This is a genomic window from Streptomyces sp. NPDC015032 (assembly GCF_043080425.1).
In the GTDB taxonomy this organism is placed as follows: domain Bacteria; phylum Actinomycetota; class Actinomycetes; order Streptomycetales; family Streptomycetaceae; genus Streptomyces.
The window spans coordinates 363322-378690 of the sequence record NZ_JBIBVN010000004.1 but is presented as its reverse complement, the minus strand read 5'-3'; the positions used below and the strand labels follow the sequence as shown (position 1 = coordinate 378690).

Below are 15369 nucleotides of genomic sequence, written 5' to 3'. Positions count from 1 at the left end.
TGGGATGGCTCGGTCCGTCGCCCGCGCCACCCGTTTCGCTCGATGGACCTGAGCCCCCTCGCGGTGCGGGCGCTCGACCGGGTGATGGGCGAATCCTCCGAGTTGCGCGAGCTGTGGGACGACGCGGGGGAAGAGGAGTGGCGGAGCGGGTGACCCGGCTCCGGGAGGTCCTGGTGGCGGCGGCCGGGTGATCAGGCGCGGGGGCGGCCGGCCTGGATGAGTTCGGCGACATCGAGGGTCACCGGGGCGCCGATCGAATCGGGCAGCGTGACTGTCTGCCCGGGGGCGTACACCTGGTGGCTGTCGTACCCACCGCTGACGGGCTCCGTCAGGACGTGCATCCGGCCGTGCTTGCGGTCGATGATCACGTACACCGGGATCTTGGCCTCGGCATAGGCGGCGACCTTGTTGCGCAGATCGTTGTTGTAGTTGCTGGAGGTGACCTCCAGGACGAGGCGGAAGACGGCGGGGTCGTAGCAGTTGTTCCCGGCCGGATGCTCGTCGAGATCGGCGTCGACGATCGCCAGGTCGGGGATGGCGTAGTCCTCGGGGCCGCCGGGGAGCCACAGGCCGATTCCTTGAAGGACTCTGCTCTCCTCGCCGTGAAGGCCTGCGGCCAGGAAGGGAACCATGATGGTGGTCAGTGCATCTGCATGCGGGCCGTCCGGGGGTGGGGTCACGGTGATGACGCCTCCGATGATCTCGACGCGGTAACCCGTGAGCTGTTCACTGAGACTGTTGGCCGCCTCGAGCAGCGATTCCGGCTCGCCGTCACAGGGGGGCTCGACTGCTGCTGCAGACATTGCGGGCCTCCTGAAGGGGTGATGTCGAGATCATCATCGTAGAACGAACCGGTCGCCCACGCCCGAAAGCCGTTCCGCCACCCGGTCGAGTGACCGACGAGGGACCCCGCGCGACGGCGCGGGGTCCCTCTCGTACGGATACGTGTTACAGCTTCTCGATCACGTAGTCGATGCAGGCCGTCAGCGCCTGGATGTCCGCCGGGTCGATCGCCGGGAACATCGCCACGCGCAGCTGGTTGCGGCCCAGCTTGCGGTACGGCTCGGTGTCGACGATGCCGTTGGCGCGCAGCGCCTTGGCGACGGCCGAGGCGTCGATCTCGTCCGCGAAGTCGATCGTGCCGATGACCTGCGAGCGCTTCGCCGGGTCGGTGACGAACGGAGTCGCGTACTTGGACTCCTCCGCCCAGCCGTACAGGTTCCGCGCCGAGGTGGCCGTGCGGCGGACCGAGAAGTCCAGGCCGCCCTGGGTGTTCAGCCAGTTCAGCTGCTCGTTCAGGAGGAACAGCGTGGCCAGGGCCGGGGTGTTGTACGTCTGGTTCTTCAGGGAGTTGTCGATCGCCGTGGGCAGGCTGAAGAACTCCGGGATGTGGCGGCCGGAGGCGTGGATGCGCGCGGCGCGCTCCAGGGCCGCCGGGGAGAAGGCGGCGATCCACAGGCCGCCGTCGGAGGCGAAGGACTTCTGCGGGGCGAAGTAGTAGACGTCCGACTCGGTGATGTCGACCGGCAGGCCGCCCGCGCCGGAGGTGGCGTCCACCAGGACCAGGGAGCCCTCGTCGGCGCCCGCGACGCGCTTGACGGGCGCGGCGACACCGGTCGAGGTCTCGTTGTGCGTGAAGGCGTACACGTCGACGCCCGCCTCGGCGCGCGGGTCCGGGTGGGTGCCCGGGTCGGAGGCGATCACGGTCGGGTCGGCCAGCCACGGGGCGAGCTTGGCGGCCTTCGCGAACTTCGACGAGAACTCGCCGAAGGTGAGGTGCTGGGACTTCGTCTCGATGAGTCCGTGCGTCGCGATGTCCCAGAAGGCGGTGGAACCGCCGTTGCCCAGGATCACCTCGTATCCCTCGGGGAGGGAGAAGAGGTCGCGTACGCCCTGACGCACCGCGCCGACCAGGTTCTTGACCGGGGCCTGGCGATGGGACGTACCGAGAAGAGACGTACCGGTGGCGGCCAGCGCGTCGAGCGCCTCCGTCCGCACCTTGGAAGGACCGGCGCCGAAGCGTCCGTCGGCGGGCTTGATGTCAGCGGGAATCTGGATATCGGCCACGGACCGGAGCGTAGTACCTCACGGACACGGCGAAGGACCGTGTCCGTCGGATGAGACACCCGCTCCGGTGCGTGGACGGCATGCCGGGGACGCAGCTCAGCCCAGTTCCACCGGCAGGTCGTACAGGTCGTTCTGGGTGACGATCGGCTTGTTCCGCAGTTCGGACGCGGGGACGGCGAGCTCCAGATCGGGGAACCGCTCGTACAGCGCGGGCAGGGCCACCCCCGCCTCCAGCCGGGAGAGTGCCGCACCCGGGCAGACGTGCGGGCCGTGGCCGAACGCGATGTGGCGGTTGGGGGAGCGGGTGACGTCGAAGTCCCCGGCCGTCGGCCCGTGCTGCGCCTCGTCGCGGCCGAGCGCGCCGAAGGAGACGATCAGCGCCTCGCCCTTCGGCAGGACCTTGTCGCCCACCTCGATGTCCTCCGTGGCGAACCGGATCAGGACATGGGACGTGGGGGTGTTCCAGCGCAGCGTCTCCTCGATCACGTTCTCCCACGGCACCTCGCCGTTCAGCACCTGCTCACGCTGTTCGGGGTGGGTCTGGAGCGCGGCGACGGCGTTGACGATCAGGCTGATCGTGGTCTCGTGACCGGCCGCGATGATCAGCTGCAGGGTGTTGACGATCTCCTCGTCGGTGAGGTGGTCGTCGTCCTCGGAGGCCGCGATCAGGGCGCTGGTGAGGTCGTCGCCCGGGTTCTCCCGCTTGGTGTCGACGATCTTCGTGAAGAGCGTGCCGAGATCCGCCATCATCTGCGGGACCTCCTCCGGCGGCGTCTGCGTCGAGAAGAACTTTTCGAAGAGCTCCTTCAGCCGCGGGTGTTCCGCACTGTCCACGCCCATCAGTTCGCTGATCACGTTCATCGGCAGCGGGTACGCGAACTCCGCCTTCAGGTCGACCTTCTCGCCCCTGGGCAGCGCGGCCAGCCGGTCCAGGCGCGCCGTGGTCAGTGCCTCGATGCCGGCCCGCAGCCGCCCCACCCGCTTCACGGTCAGTGCCTGCGCCACCAGGGTGCGCAGCCGGCGGTGGTCCTCGCCGTCGACCGTGAGCATGGAGCGGCCCGGGTTGGCGAGGCCGATCAGCGGCCAGTCCATCGGGATCTCGCCGCGCTGCCAGGCGCCCCAGACGTCGATGTCCTTCACGAGCCGGCTGTCGGTGAGCAGCTGCCGCGCCTCCGCGTGGTGGGTGACCGCGTAGCAGTGCACCCCGCCCGGCAGCTCCACCTCGGCGAGCGGGCCCGCCGCCCGCAGCCGGGCGCTCTCGCCGTCGAGGTCGGTGACGAAGGGGTCGAGGGCGATCCGGGTCATCTCTGGCCTCCAGTAACAGGTCTGCTTTCGGGTGCGGTGACGGTTCCGAGGGCGGGGGTGGGCGTGAAGACCACCGGCAGGTCCGTCAGACCCCGCAGCCACGGGGACGGACGCCGGGTGAGCCGGTCGGCGGGGACGGCGAGGTCGATGTCCGGGAGCCGGTCCAGGAGCACCTCGATGCCGGTGCGGGCGATGACCTCGGCGGTCTCCTGGGCCGGGAACGGGCAGCGGTGCTCGCCGTGGCCGAAGGAGAGGAACGCGTTGTTGCCGCCGGTCAGCGCGGAGCCGTCGGTGCGGACCTGCGGGTCCGCGTTGGCGGCGGCGATGCCCAGCAGCAGCAGGTCGCCCGCCTGGATGTGGCGCCCGCCGAGATGGGTGTCGCGCGAGGCCCAGCGGCCCGCGATGTTCTGCGACGGGGGGTCCTCCCAGAGCACCTCGTTCATGGCCTCGGCGACGCTGTGCCGGCCGCCCGAGAGGGAGGCGGCGAACCGGTCGTCGGTGAGCATCAGCCGCAGCGAGTTGCCGATCCAGTCGGCGGTCGGCTGGTGGCCCGCGGCCATCATGACCATCAGGTCCTGCGCGACCTCCTCGTCGGTGAAGCCGCCGCGGTCGGCGATCATCCGCGAGGCGACGTCGTCGCCGGGCTCGGCGTGCTTGTCGGCCAGCAGCTGGAACATGGAGGTGGCGAGGTGCTGCTGCCCGGCCAGCGCCCGTTCCCGGCCGTCGATCATGTCGTTGAGGGAGCCGACGAGCGCGGCGCCGATGGTGTTGCTGAAGCCGTACATCTTCGCCAGGACGAGGGCGGGGAGCAGCATCGCGTACTCGGTGATGATCTCGGTCGCGCCCGTGGAGCAGAACCGGTCGACAAGTCCGTCGGCGAACTCCTCCGCGTACTGCTTCAGCGCGAACGGGTCGACGGACTCCAGCGCGTTGCTGATCATCGCGGCGCGCTCGGTGTGCCGGGGGCCGACCGTGTAGAGGATCGACGGCTGCTTGCGGCCGATCATCGGCAGCAGCGGCCAGTCGTCGGGGATGCGGTCCCACTGGTTCCACAGGTCGGAGTCGCGGCTGAACAGCACCGGGTCGGCGGTGAGCTGGTGCAGCTCGCGGTAGCCGAGCACGAGCCAGGCGGGTATGTCGCCGTCGAGGACGACGGGCGCCACGGCCCCGTGGTCGCGGCGCATCTCCCGGTACAGCTGGGTCGGTTCGGTCTGGAACCGGGGGCCGGAGAGCGGCACGCGGCCCTGGGACACGGGGCAGCCGGCGGGCGGTGCCGGGGGCTGGGTCACGAGGTGGGCTCCGGGGTCTTCTCCGGCGTGATCTCCGGACGGGCGGCGGACGGGGCGGCGGCGCCACCCCGGGAGAGGGCGTGCAGGTACTCGACCAGCGTGATCAGTACGTACTTGCTGGACGAACGGTCCCGGGCGTCGCACTCCACCAGGGGCACGTCGGCCGAGAGGTCGAGCGCCTCCCGTATCTGCTGTTCGGTGTGGAGCGGGCCGCCGAAGTCGTTGCACGCCACGATGAACGGTGTGCCGTGGTGCTCCAGGCGGTCGATCGCGTACCAGGAGTCGGCGAGCCGGCGGGTGTCGACGAGGACGACGGCGCCGAGCGTGCCGGAGAACAGCCGGTCCCACAGGAACCAGAACCGTTCCTGGCCGGGGGCACCGAAGAGATACAGCACCGAGCGTTCGTCGAGCGAGATCCGGCCGAAGTCGAAGGCGACGGTCGTGGACGTCTTCGCGTGCACGCCGTCGAGGTGGTCGACGGCCTCGCCCGCGCGGGTCATGGTCTCTTCCGTGTTCAGCGGACGGATCTCGCTGACGGAACGGACCATGGTGGTCTTGCCGGCCCCGAAGCCGCCGACGACGACGATCTTCAGTCCGTTGTCGGCCGTCGCCTGCAGGGCGGCACGGTCAGAGGTTGCGGAGTCCAACGAGCACCTGTTCCAGGATCTCGGGGTCGGGGAGCCGGTCCGCGACACGGGCGGTACGGGGGTGGCGAGCGCTGATCCGGCCGGTGTCCAGCAGATCGGACAGCATGATCCGGACGATGCTGACGGGCAGGCCGAGGCCCGCCGCGATCTCCACGACCGCGGTGGGCAGTTGGCACATCCGCAGGATCGTGACGTGCTCCGACTGCATGCCGGGGGCCGGTTCGCACTCGGAGACCACCAGCGTCACCAGGTCGAACGCGTCCGAATCGGACCGGCTGCGGCCACCGGTGAGGGTGTACAGCCGGTCCGGGTCGTCGTCCCGGCCGGGACGGGGGCGGGTCATACGTTCGCTGTCCTGTCGACGGCCGCGGCGGCCCCGGCGGCGGAGGGGGAGCGGGGCGGAGCACTCAGATGCTCGCCGAGCTGCTCGACGAGTTCGCTCATGTTGTGGCCGATGAGGCCGACGTCGGCGTCGTCGGAGGCGACGACCGCGAGATGGGCGCCCGCGCCCGCCTCGACGATGAAGAGCACGCCGCCGTAGAACTCGGCCATCGCGGACCGTACGCCGCCGGTGCCGTCACCGAACTCGACGGACGCGCCCTGCGAAAGGCTCTGGATCCCGGCCGATATCGCGGCCAGTTGGTCGGCCTGGTCGACGGAGAGCTCGGGGGTACGGCACAGCTTGAGGCCGTCCCTGGACAGAACGAGGGCATGGCGGGTGCCGGGGGTGCGCTCCAGGAGCCCCTCCAGCAGCCAGTTGAGCTTCTCGTCGGTGGTCGCGGTCATCGGGTGTTGCCTTCTTCCGGGTGCGGGGGATTGGGCCGGACAGCCTGGCGGAAGCTGCTGAAGCGGGCTGCCTGTTCCTTGGGGTCGGCGGTACGGGGCCGGGAGGTCTCGGCGTCGCCGGAGCCGGCGCCGGCCCGGGCCTCGGCGGCGGCGAGGGTGCGGCCGCGGGGGCGCTTGGGGAGCCCGCTCTCGCCGAACCGGGGGAGGTTGCGGGTGGTCTCGGAGAAGGAGTCCGAGAAGGAGTCCGAGGGGGCCGCCGGTGCCGGGTTCTGCGGATGCCGGACGTCGGCCGCGGGAGCTGCGGCGGCCGGGGTGGCCGGGGTGGCTGCGGGAGCTGCGGAGGCCGTTCCGTGTGTGGGCTCCGGCTCGGGCATCGGCGCGGGCGCGGGCACGGGCTCGGCGGCCTTCGGCTCGGACACCGGGGCCGAGGCCGGTGCCGGGGTCGAGGTCCGGGTGAGGAGCTCCTGCGGAAGCATCATCAGGGCGCCCGTGCCGCCGCGCGCGGATGGCCGGAACGACACGGTCAGACCGTGCTTACGGGCCAGCCGGCCGACGACGGCGAGGCCGAGCCGGGTGCCGGAGAGCCCCGTCAGGTCCTGGTTGGCGGCCGACACCGCACGTTCGGCGCGGCGCAGCTGCACATTGCTCATGACCAGGCCGCTGTCCTCGACGGTGAGGACGATGCCGGCCGGTACCTCCTCGACGTACACATGGACCTCTGCCGTGGGCGGCGAGAAGTTCGCGGCGTTGTCGAGGAGTTCGGCGAGTGCGTGCATGACGCCCTCGGCGGCGTGGCCGGCGACCGCGACGTCGGTGGTCGAGTGGAGGCGTACTCGCTGGTAGCCGCTGATCCGGCCCATCGCTCCGCGCAGGATCGACTCCATCACGATCGGCTTCGCCCACCGCCGCCCGGAGCGGGCGCCGGTCAGCACGGCGATGGAGTCGGCGAGCCGGCCCGCCTGGGCGGTGCGGTGGTCCAGGTGGAGCAGGTCGCCGAGCACGTCCTCGGCGGCGTGCCGGTGCTCCATCTCGCGCAGGTCGGCGAGCATGCTGGTGGCCAGGGCCTGCATCCGGCCGGCGGCGTTGGCGCAGGCGGCGACCGCGGCGGAACGCTCGGTGTCGCTGCGGGCCGCGCGGGCGGTGAGCCGCTCGGCCTCGCCGGTGAACCGGGCGACGTCGGCGGCGGCCTGCGAGGAGATCCGCGCGGTCTCGGCCTCGGCGGTGGCCTTGATCCGGGCCGTTTCGGCGGTGAACCGCTGTCCCTCGGCCGCGGAGGAGGACACGAGCCGGCTGATCTCGCCGGTGAACCGCTGGGTCTCCGCCGTGAGACGGGCGCGCAACCGGTTCGCGGTGGCGCGGGCATGGACGGCGGTGGCCACGGCGGCGGACAGCAGCACGGCGGCGGCGACCGCCCCCCAGGTCACCATGGCCCGCGCCGAGTCGGGGGCGGCGGCGACCGCCCACAGGCACAGGGAACCGGTGATGGCCAGTGAGATCAGCAGGGCCAGTGCGGTCGGCCGGGATGAGGGGCTCAAGTGGAGTCCTTGGGGCGGACGGAACGAACGGGCGAATCGGGACAGTTCGGTGCAGAGGGGGTGAACGCGGCAACTGGAGCTGATGATTCCCAGCCAAGTCGTGGTCACTATATGAGAATTGACGCGCGATTTGGGAAAAACTTGTGGCGTTCTCTGTCACGTATGTGACTACGCGTCCGACGTATTCCGGCGTATTGACGTATTCGAGGGACTCGCGGGGACGCGGGGCCGTCGAGTGACCGGATCAAACGGCATCCTGGGCCCATGGCCGCACATCAGAGACCGACGGAACGCGACGCACTCGCACAGGCCCTGCGCGCGGCGGTCTGCGGAGAGGTCGAATTCGACTCCACCGCACGGGCGTTGACGACGATGGACGCCTCCAACTATCGCCGCGTACCGCTCGGCGTCGTCACCCCGCGCGACGCCGACGACGTGGCCGCCGCGCTCGCCGTCTGCCGTCGGCACGAGGTGCCCGTGGTCCCGCGCGGCGGAGGCACCTCGATCGCCGGGCAGGCCACCGGCACCGGCGTGGTCCTCGACCTCACACGCCACCTGCGGAGGATCGTCGAGCTGGATGCCGGGTCGCGCACCGCGGTCGTCCAGCCGGGCGTGATCCTGGACGACCTGCGCGCCGCCGCCGCCCCGCACGGTCTCACCTTCGGCCCGGACCCCTCCACGCACAGCCGCTGCACGCTGGGCGGCATGATCGGGAACAACTCCTGCGGCGCGCACTCGGTCGCGTGGGGCACCACCGCCGACAACGTGCACGGCCTGACCGTGGCCCGCTACGGCGGCGACACGCTCCGGGCGGGCCGGACGGTCCGGGGCCGGAAGTCCGCACCCCCCACAGAACTTCCCGCACTCCCCACAGAACTTCCCGCACTCCCCACCGCACTCGCCGCACTCCCCGGCCTCCCCGAGCTCATCGGCGCGAACCTGGCCCTCCTCCGGACCGGATTTCCCGAGCTCCCGCGCCGCATCTCCGGATACGCCCTGGACGCCCTCCTGCCCGAACGCGGAGCCGACCTCGTCCGTGCCTTCTGCGGCAGCGAGGGCACCCTCGGTGTGGTGACGGAGGCGACCGTACGGCTGGTCGAGGCACCGGCGGCCCGCGCGCTCGCCGTACTCGGATACGCGGACGAGTCCGCCGCCGCCGAAGCCGCCCCCGGCCTGCTCCCATACCACCCCCTGACCGTGGAGGGCATGGCCGCCGACCTCGTGCGGGAACCGGCCGGGCTGCCGCGCGGCGCGGCCTGGCTCTTCGTCGAGACGGGTGGCGCCACCCCGGCCGAGGCGCGGGCCCACGCCGAGCGGGTCCTCCGGGAGGCGGACGCGCTGGACGGCGCGGTCGTCACCGATCCGGCCGGGCAGCGGACCCTGTGGCGCATCCGCGAGAACGCGGCGGGCACCGCCACCCGGATGCCGGACGGCACGGAGGCCTGGCCCGGCTGGGAGGACTGCGCCGTACCGCCCGCCCGTCTCGGCCCGTACCTCCGCGACTTCCGGGCCCTGCTCGCCGCCCACGGTCTGCGCGGCACCCCGTACGGGCACTTCGGCGACGGCTGCATCCACGTACGGATCGACTTCGACCTGCTGAACGCCGAAGGGGTGGCCCGCTTCCGCCGCTTCTCCGGGGAGCTGGCGGACCTGGTCGTCGCGCACGGCGGCTCACTGAGCGGGGAACACGGCGACGGCCAGGCCCGTGCCGAACTGCTCCCGCGTATGTACGGGGACGAACTGGTCGCCCTCTTCTCCCGGTTCAAGGACATCTGGGACCCGGACGGCGGCATGAATCCCGGCATCCTCGCCCGCCCCGCCCGGCTCGACGAGAACCTCCGCTTCGAGGTGCTGCCGAAGCGCCCGGTGGAGGTTACGTTCGGCTACCCGCACGACGGCGGGGACTTCTCCTCGGCGGTGCGCAGATGCGTCGGCGTCGCCGCATGCCGTACGGCGGAACCGGCGGGACCGGGCGTGATGTGCCCGTCCTTCCGGGCGACCGGCGAGGAGGCCCACTCCACCCGCGGCCGGGCCCGGCTGCTGCACGAGATGCTCGCGGGTGAGGTGATCACGGACGGCTGGCGGTCGACGGAGGTGCGCGACGCGCTCGACCTCTGCCTGTCCTGCAAGGGCTGCCGCAGCGACTGCCCGGCGGGCGTCGACATGGCCACGTACAAGGCGGAGTTCCTGCACCACCACTACCGGGGGCGGCTGCGCCCGGCCGCCCACTACGCGATGGGACGGCTGCCGACCTGGCTGCGCGCGGCCGCCCCGTTCGCACCCGTCCTGAACGCCCTGGCCCGGATCGGCCCCGCGGCGGCCCTGGCCAAGCGGCTGGCCGGGATCGCCCCGCAGCGCACGATCCCGGTACTGGCGCGGCAGACGTTCACCCGGTGGTTCGGGCGGCACCGGGGCAGGGGGACCGCGATCGTCTCCAACGACCAGGTGGTCACCCTCTGGCCCGACACCTTCACCAACCACCTCTCGCCCGAGGTGGGGCGGGCGGCGGTCCGGGTCCTGGAGGCGGCGGGCCGGAGAACACTGCTGCCCGGCCGCGGACTGTGCTGCGGACTCACCTACGTATCCACGGGCCAGCTGGACAAGGCCCGCAAGGTCATGCGCCGCACCCTGGACCGGATGGGCTTCCTCCTGGGCGACCCGCTGGTCGTCCTCGAACCGAGCTGCGCCGCGACCCTCCGCACGGACCTGCCCGAACTCCTCCCCGACGACCCACGGGCCGCCGAACTGGCGGCGTCGGTACGGACGCTGGCCCAGTACCTGGAGGAGTACGCCCCCGACTGGCAGCCACCCCGCCTGAACCGCCCGGCCGCCGGCCAGACCCACTGCCACCAGCACGCGGTCCTGGGTGACGCGGCGGAGCGCCGACTGCGGGAACGCGCCGGACTGGCCGGCGAGCTGAGCGGCGGCTGCTGCGGACTGGCCGGGAACTTCGGCTTCGAGCGGGGCCACTGGGAGGTGTCGGCGGCCTGCGCGGAGGAGACCCTGCTGCCCTCGGTACGGGCCGCGGAGCCCGGCACGGAGTTCCTGGCGGACGGCTTCTCCTGCCGGACCCAGCTGGCGCAACTGGGCGGTGTGCGGGCCCGGCATCTGGCGGAGGTGCTGGCGGAGGGGCTGCCGCCGGAACCGGGTACGTCCCGCGGCTGAGGCGCGGGGCGGCCGGAGCCCGAGCTTCGGGAGCCCGGGTTCCGGGAGCCGGTTTTCGAGCTCCGAGCCCCGGGCTTCGAGCTCCGAGCCCCGGGCTTCGAGCTCCGAGCTCCGGGCTTCGAGCTCCGGGGAGGGCTTGTTCACTCTTTCGGGGGTACGGGGAGAGGCTTGGGGCCGGGTCTTGAGTTCCGGGCTTCGGGGGCCGGGATCCGGACGTCGGGATTCGAGCGATGTCGTACAACCGGTAGGTAAATGAAGGGGGGTTGGGAAAACCTCCCCACCCTCCCCAACCCGTCACGGCCAGCAAGTATGACTAATCGTGACCGAGTTGCGGCGCGAAGCTGCGGCTGTCTACGGTGCCGAACGTAACGACCCCGACGCGGTGTTCTCAGCACCGGCCGGGGCCTGACCCCAAGATCGAAACGAACAAAAGGCGATCCCGTGGCTGTCTCAAACCTTAGCCCTGCCCCGCGTGCGTCCGCATCCTCGCGTTCCCACCCGAAGGCCAATCCCGGTTACGGCAAGCGATCCGTGCCGGACCAACGCCCGGCCCGCGAGGGCGACTTCGCGCTGCTCCCCGAACGCGAGCGGCACATCGCCGGTTACGTCGACGCGCTGCCCGAGGGTGCGGCGATGGACATCAAGTCGCTGGCCCGGAGCCAGCCGCTGTACGGGCAGATGGCCGTCGGCAGCGCTTTGCGGGCTCTGGGGGTGGCGGGTCATCTGCGGCATGTCCGGTGCCTGAGCGGCGAGGATGGCCAGGTCCGCTGGGTCACCCGCACCTTCTGGTCCCGGACCGCCCGTGACAACGAGTGGTGGGACGCCTTCCTCACCGCCGAGGAGTGCGGCTCCGCGCCGCAGGAGGCAGCCGCGCCACTGCCCCCGTGGGTTCCTGCCAGCCTCGCTGCGTCCGAACCATCCGCATCCGTACCGGCGCACCCGCCCGTCACGACAGTGCCGCAGCAGCGCACCCCAGAGCCGATGCCGCAGCCCGAGCCGCAGCCGCAGCCGGGGCTCAAGGCGACCGCGGACCGGCCCTCTCCCGCTTTCCTCGTCCTGGCCCGTCTCGGCCGTACCGACTCCCGCCTGGCCCTCTCGGCCGCGGACTGCGCGGCACTGGAGCAGGCGGCTGCCGAGTGGCTCGCGCGTGGTGCGGACGCCGACCACCTGACGCGCGCCCTCATCGCCGGGCTCCCCGCGTCCGTCGACTCGCCCTTCGGTTTCGTCCGCCGCCGCCTCCGCGACAAGCTCCCGCCCCGCCTGCCCGCCGCGGCCACTGCTGCGCAGGGAACTCCCGTACGCCGCCTGATGGTCGAGTGCACCGAGTGCCGCGTCCCGGGAAGGCCCGAAGCGTTCCGCGACGGCCTGTGCGGGCCCTGCCGCCAAACCGACCCGGCCTGACCGGCCTGACCTGACCGGCCCGACCGGCCGGGTCGCGCAGTGAGGGCCGGGCATGCCACGGGCAGCGCGACCGTACGAAGCGGCCGAACGTGTCGAGCATGCCGACAGCTGTCACTTTCACATCAAGGGGTCTATCCGCCTGACCGGCAGGGGGAGCCCGGCGCCCTGCCCCAGCTCATCGTGGACGCCGCCTGCCCGGTGAACGGCAGCGCCCCCGCGCCGGACGGGTCCGGCGCGGGGGCGTGAGGGTCAGCCCTGGACGGCGTAGGAGACGAAGTCGTCCCACGCGGTGGGGGAGGCGGTGGGGGAGAGGGCGAGTTCAGGGCTCAGTTGGTCCTTGGAGCCCCGGACGTGGACCGCCTGCGTCCCCTTCGCCACCTCGACACAGGCGGCTCGGTTCGACCCCGCGCGGGAGGGCCAGGCGGTCTTGATGGTGAGGCGAACTCGGCGGCCCGGGGCCGGATCAGATGCTGGACAGTTTCGTCGCCAGCGACTGGAACCAGGCGCCGTGGGAGAACGGTTCGGGCGGGCCGACCTCCATGCCGAGTTCGGCGGCCACCAGGGCGTAGTCCCCTTCGTCCAGGGGAAGGGCGAGCAACTCGTGGAGTTCGCCCACGAGGCGGGCGACCAGTTGGGGGTGGGTGGTGGTGGCGTAGTCGGTGACGGCGGCGTCGTGGTCGGGGAACTCGTCGACGATGTCCTGGGAGAACCAGCCGCCGAGCAGTTGCGCGGTTTCCGGGAAGCGTGCGTGCCACTCCCAGTGAGTCTGCGGGGACGACGGTTCCGGGATATCGCCCTCCTCGATGCTCTTTTTCAGGTGGTCGGCCAGCACCATCAGCCAGTCGCCGATGTCCGGCTGCGGCTTTCCGGTGTCCGGGATCGAGTAGAACTCGCCGAGCTCTTGCCGGATGTGGCCCGGAGGGTTGCGGCTGTACTCGCGCAGCTGGCGCTCCGCCTCCGCGATGGCCGAGGGGCGGGTATGCCACGTGTGACGGAGGTACGCGTCCAGTGCGCGACTGCGCCGCTCCGGGGTGTCGTCGGCCGGCTGCCCCAGGTACGCGCGCATCACCTGGTCCAGCTCGCCGTACCGGCGGTCGTGTTCGAGGGGCTTCATGGACATGTGCGCGCGGCCTCTACAGGTAGAACGGGACGGTCGTGTGGACGACGAAGCCGTGGGGGCTCGACGGCTCGCGGCGCAGCACCACGCGTGCCGCGCGGACATCGACGGGCCCGCGCCCGGCCAGCAGGTCGCCCGCGAGCTGGACCCTGCCCACGGGCTTTTCGCGGGAGGGCCAGGCGGCCTCGATGGTGAGGCGGGCCCGGGTGTTCTGGGCGAGCCAGCGGTGGATGGCCTGCTCGTTGGCGGTCACCACCTGCTGGGTGGCCCACTGGGCGGTCTCCCGGTCGGGATAGGAAGCGGAGCGGGTGAGCACGGGGAATCCTCTCAAATCGCCTGGTCGGGCGCCGTATGCGTGCGGCTCAGAGGTCGGAGAAGTTCCAGAACATGCCGACCTCGGTGTCCGAGACGACGATCAGGCCGCAGTCTTCCGTGTAGACGCTCAGTGGGCTGTACCCCCAGTGCGACGTCGTGAAGTCGAGCGTGCCGGGCACGGGGCCGCGCCTGTCGACGTTGGTGTGATAGCTGGCCCCGGCCCCGTAACGCGCGAGGATCGTGCGCGCCATTGCCCGCAGCTCCTCCTTGCTCTCCGTGAAGCGCCTCAGGTTGGACAGGGTGCACCTGTCGTCTGTGATGGCCAGGAGCAGGTTCTCGGCGCTGTCCCGGTCGATCTCCTCGAGGCGCTGCGCGACGTACTCCGAGGGGTGGACGACGAAGGGGTACGTAGGGGAGGCCTCGCGCTCCGGGTTCTGAGCTGCGTCGTCGAGACCGGCCCAGCCCCGCGGGTCCGGGACCCGAGCCATCAGCGCGAGGACGTCGAGGACCCAGTTCTCGTGGCGGCGCGGGCCTGTGGCGTCGTACGGGTACGCGTCCTCGAACAGGTGGCGTACCGCGGCTTCCCAGGACTTCTGGTCGACGGGCATGTGGTGCTGGCCTTTCTCGGCGGCTGAGGCTTGTAGGGCATCGACGTCATGACCGTGAACGGTAGGTTGCGGCTGCTGTCGTACCGGATGCGCCAACTGTTCGTCCGTCTTGCCGACATGCTTGTCCAGCGTGTTGCCGTCCGCCGTGTTGGGCGGTCTCCCGGTCGGGGTGCGTCGCGGATCGCGTCAGCAATGGTTACTTTCCTCCAAGGCGCCGGGAACGGTTGTTCCTGGTCCCTGTGCGTGATCTCAGTTCGCGTTGAACGACCAGAAGACCCCGACCTCGTCCGCGCTCACGGCGATTAGTCCGAGGTCCATCAGGTGGTCGGTGAACGCGCGGCCGCCGGCGAGTTCACCGGCGAGGAAGTCCGGCGACGCGGAGGTCCGGGCCAGGTCGGAGGAGGTACGGAAGTCGGCGTCGGCACCGAACCGGCTGAGCACCGACCGGGCGTCGGCCAGCACATCGTCCCGGTCGGCGCGTGTCCGGACGGGGCGGGCCTCGAAAAACCACTCCTGGGGCAGAGAGGCGAGTAGCTCAGCGGCGGCAGAGGCCGTGACGGGATACGTCCACGCGCGCACCTGCTCGGCCGTGAGCGGCAGGAACGGATAGGAAGGACGGATGTTCTCCCGCCCCTCTTTGTCGATCTGCCACTCCAGCGTCCGCCAGCCCCGGGGGTCGGTGACCGACCGGTCCAGGACGTCCAGGACATCCCGTCCCCAGTCGTCGTGCCGTCGGGGCCCAGTCATCGCGAAGGTGTACACGTCGTCCAGGAGCCGCTCCAGCGCGGCGTCCCAGGCAGTGTTGTCGATGGGGTTCATTCGGCTTCCGGTCGGTCACGGCGCGGGCATGGACGTGTAGAGAATGTAGGGCGGATCGAGCCTGGATTCGTACTTCAGGACCGTTGGAGGGGCGGCCCCGGACGTCGCGCTGACAGGCACCTGTGACGTCTACAGGCTTGCCGGGCACGGCATCGGACGGCGACGGAGGCGACGGGAACCATGACGCGCCTGGGGCACAGCGACGGCGGTGGGGCCGCCGGGCGGAACCGACCGGTGGGACCCCACGGGCACGCGGTGCCGGAGGACGCCGATGGAGGATGGGATGTGCTCTTCTTACCGCTGGGACCGCCCCTG

16 protein-coding genes are annotated in these 15369 nt (G+C 71.4%); 3 read left to right on the top strand and 13 right to left on the bottom strand.

The features are described 5' to 3' along the window. Positions 1–42 precede the first annotated feature (42 nt). Positions 43–153: a DUF4259 domain-containing protein gene (locus ACF08M_RS10305; protein ID WP_392184777.1), complete on the top strand. Its 111-nt coding sequence runs from the start codon at positions 43–45 to the stop codon at positions 151–153. 38 nt (positions 154–191) lie between these two features. Here the strand turns inward: ACF08M_RS10305 and ACF08M_RS10300 are convergent, their stop codons facing one another. The 8 genes from ACF08M_RS10300 to ACF08M_RS10265 form a co-directional block, all read right to left on the bottom strand. Further along, on the bottom strand, positions 192–803 hold the full coding sequence (locus tag ACF08M_RS10300; RefSeq protein WP_392184776.1) for a Uma2 family endonuclease: 612 nt from the start codon (positions 801–803) through the stop codon (positions 192–194). Between the two features lie 145 nt (positions 804–948). Then, positions 949–2067: a phosphoserine transaminase gene (serC, locus tag ACF08M_RS10295; protein ID WP_392184775.1), complete on the bottom strand. Its 1119-nt coding sequence runs from the start codon at positions 2065–2067 to the stop codon at positions 949–951. Between the two features lie 96 nt (positions 2068–2163). Further along, positions 2164–3372 carry a cytochrome P450 gene (locus ACF08M_RS10290; protein ID WP_392184774.1) on the bottom strand — a complete coding sequence of 403 codons (1209 nt, stop codon included), beginning with the start codon at positions 3370–3372 and terminating at the stop codon, positions 2164–2166. After that, positions 3369–4661, bottom strand: coding sequence for a cytochrome P450 (locus ACF08M_RS10285; protein ID WP_392184773.1), 1293 nt, complete (start codon positions 4659–4661; stop codon positions 3369–3371). The genes ACF08M_RS10290 and ACF08M_RS10285 overlap by 4 nt, the downstream gene beginning before the upstream one ends. Next, positions 4658–5308 carry an ATP/GTP-binding protein gene (locus ACF08M_RS10280; RefSeq protein ID WP_392184772.1) on the bottom strand — a complete coding sequence of 217 codons (651 nt, stop codon included), beginning with the start codon at positions 5306–5308 and terminating at the stop codon, positions 4658–4660. The genes ACF08M_RS10285 and ACF08M_RS10280 overlap by 4 nt, the downstream gene beginning before the upstream one ends. Continuing rightward, positions 5289–5651, bottom strand: a complete 363-nt coding sequence (locus tag ACF08M_RS10275; RefSeq protein ID WP_392184771.1) for a DUF742 domain-containing protein — start codon at positions 5649–5651, stop codon at positions 5289–5291. The genes ACF08M_RS10280 and ACF08M_RS10275 overlap by 20 nt, the downstream gene beginning before the upstream one ends. Then, positions 5648–6094: a roadblock/LC7 domain-containing protein gene (locus ACF08M_RS10270; protein ID WP_392184770.1), complete on the bottom strand. Its 447-nt coding sequence runs from the start codon at positions 6092–6094 to the stop codon at positions 5648–5650. The genes ACF08M_RS10275 and ACF08M_RS10270 overlap by 4 nt, the downstream gene beginning before the upstream one ends. Continuing rightward, positions 6091–7629: a sensor histidine kinase gene (locus ACF08M_RS10265; protein WP_392184769.1), complete on the bottom strand. Its 1539-nt coding sequence runs from the start codon at positions 7627–7629 to the stop codon at positions 6091–6093. The genes ACF08M_RS10270 and ACF08M_RS10265 overlap by 4 nt, the downstream gene beginning before the upstream one ends. Positions 7630–7893: 264 nt before the next feature. Between ACF08M_RS10265 and ACF08M_RS10260 the strand changes: the two genes are divergently transcribed. Both ACF08M_RS10260 and ACF08M_RS10255 read left to right on the top strand, forming a co-directional pair. After that, complete coding sequence (locus ACF08M_RS10260) at positions 7894–10794, top strand: FAD-binding and (Fe-S)-binding domain-containing protein (RefSeq protein WP_392184768.1); 2901 nt, start codon at positions 7894–7896, stop codon at positions 10792–10794. A gap of 441 nt (positions 10795–11235) precedes the next feature. Next, complete coding sequence (locus ACF08M_RS10255; RefSeq protein WP_392184767.1) at positions 11236–12195, top strand: MarR family transcriptional regulator; 960 nt, start codon at positions 11236–11238, stop codon at positions 12193–12195. A 249-nt stretch (positions 12196–12444) separates the two neighbouring features. Here ACF08M_RS10255 and ACF08M_RS10250 read toward each other — a convergent pair whose 3' ends face one another. From ACF08M_RS10250 to ACF08M_RS10230, 5 genes are all read right to left on the bottom strand, one after another. Then, positions 12445–12573, bottom strand: a complete 129-nt coding sequence (locus ACF08M_RS10250; protein ID WP_392184766.1) for a hypothetical protein — start codon at positions 12571–12573, stop codon at positions 12445–12447. A gap of 85 nt (positions 12574–12658) precedes the next feature. Further along, a complete protein-coding gene (locus tag ACF08M_RS10245; RefSeq protein ID WP_392184765.1) occupies positions 12659–13315 on the bottom strand; it encodes a contact-dependent growth inhibition system immunity protein in 657 nt (218 codons plus the stop codon). A gap of 13 nt (positions 13316–13328) precedes the next feature. Next, positions 13329–13628, bottom strand: a complete 300-nt coding sequence (locus ACF08M_RS10240) for an RNase A-like domain-containing protein (protein WP_392184764.1) — start codon at positions 13626–13628, stop codon at positions 13329–13331. Between the two features lie 46 nt (positions 13629–13674). Further along, complete coding sequence (locus ACF08M_RS10235) at positions 13675–14235, bottom strand: hypothetical protein (RefSeq protein WP_392184763.1); 561 nt, start codon at positions 14233–14235, stop codon at positions 13675–13677. Positions 14236–14484: 249 nt separating this feature from the next. Further along, positions 14485–15054, bottom strand: a complete 570-nt coding sequence (locus ACF08M_RS10230; protein WP_392184762.1) for a hypothetical protein — start codon at positions 15052–15054, stop codon at positions 14485–14487. Between the last annotated feature and the right edge of the window lie 315 nt (positions 15055–15369).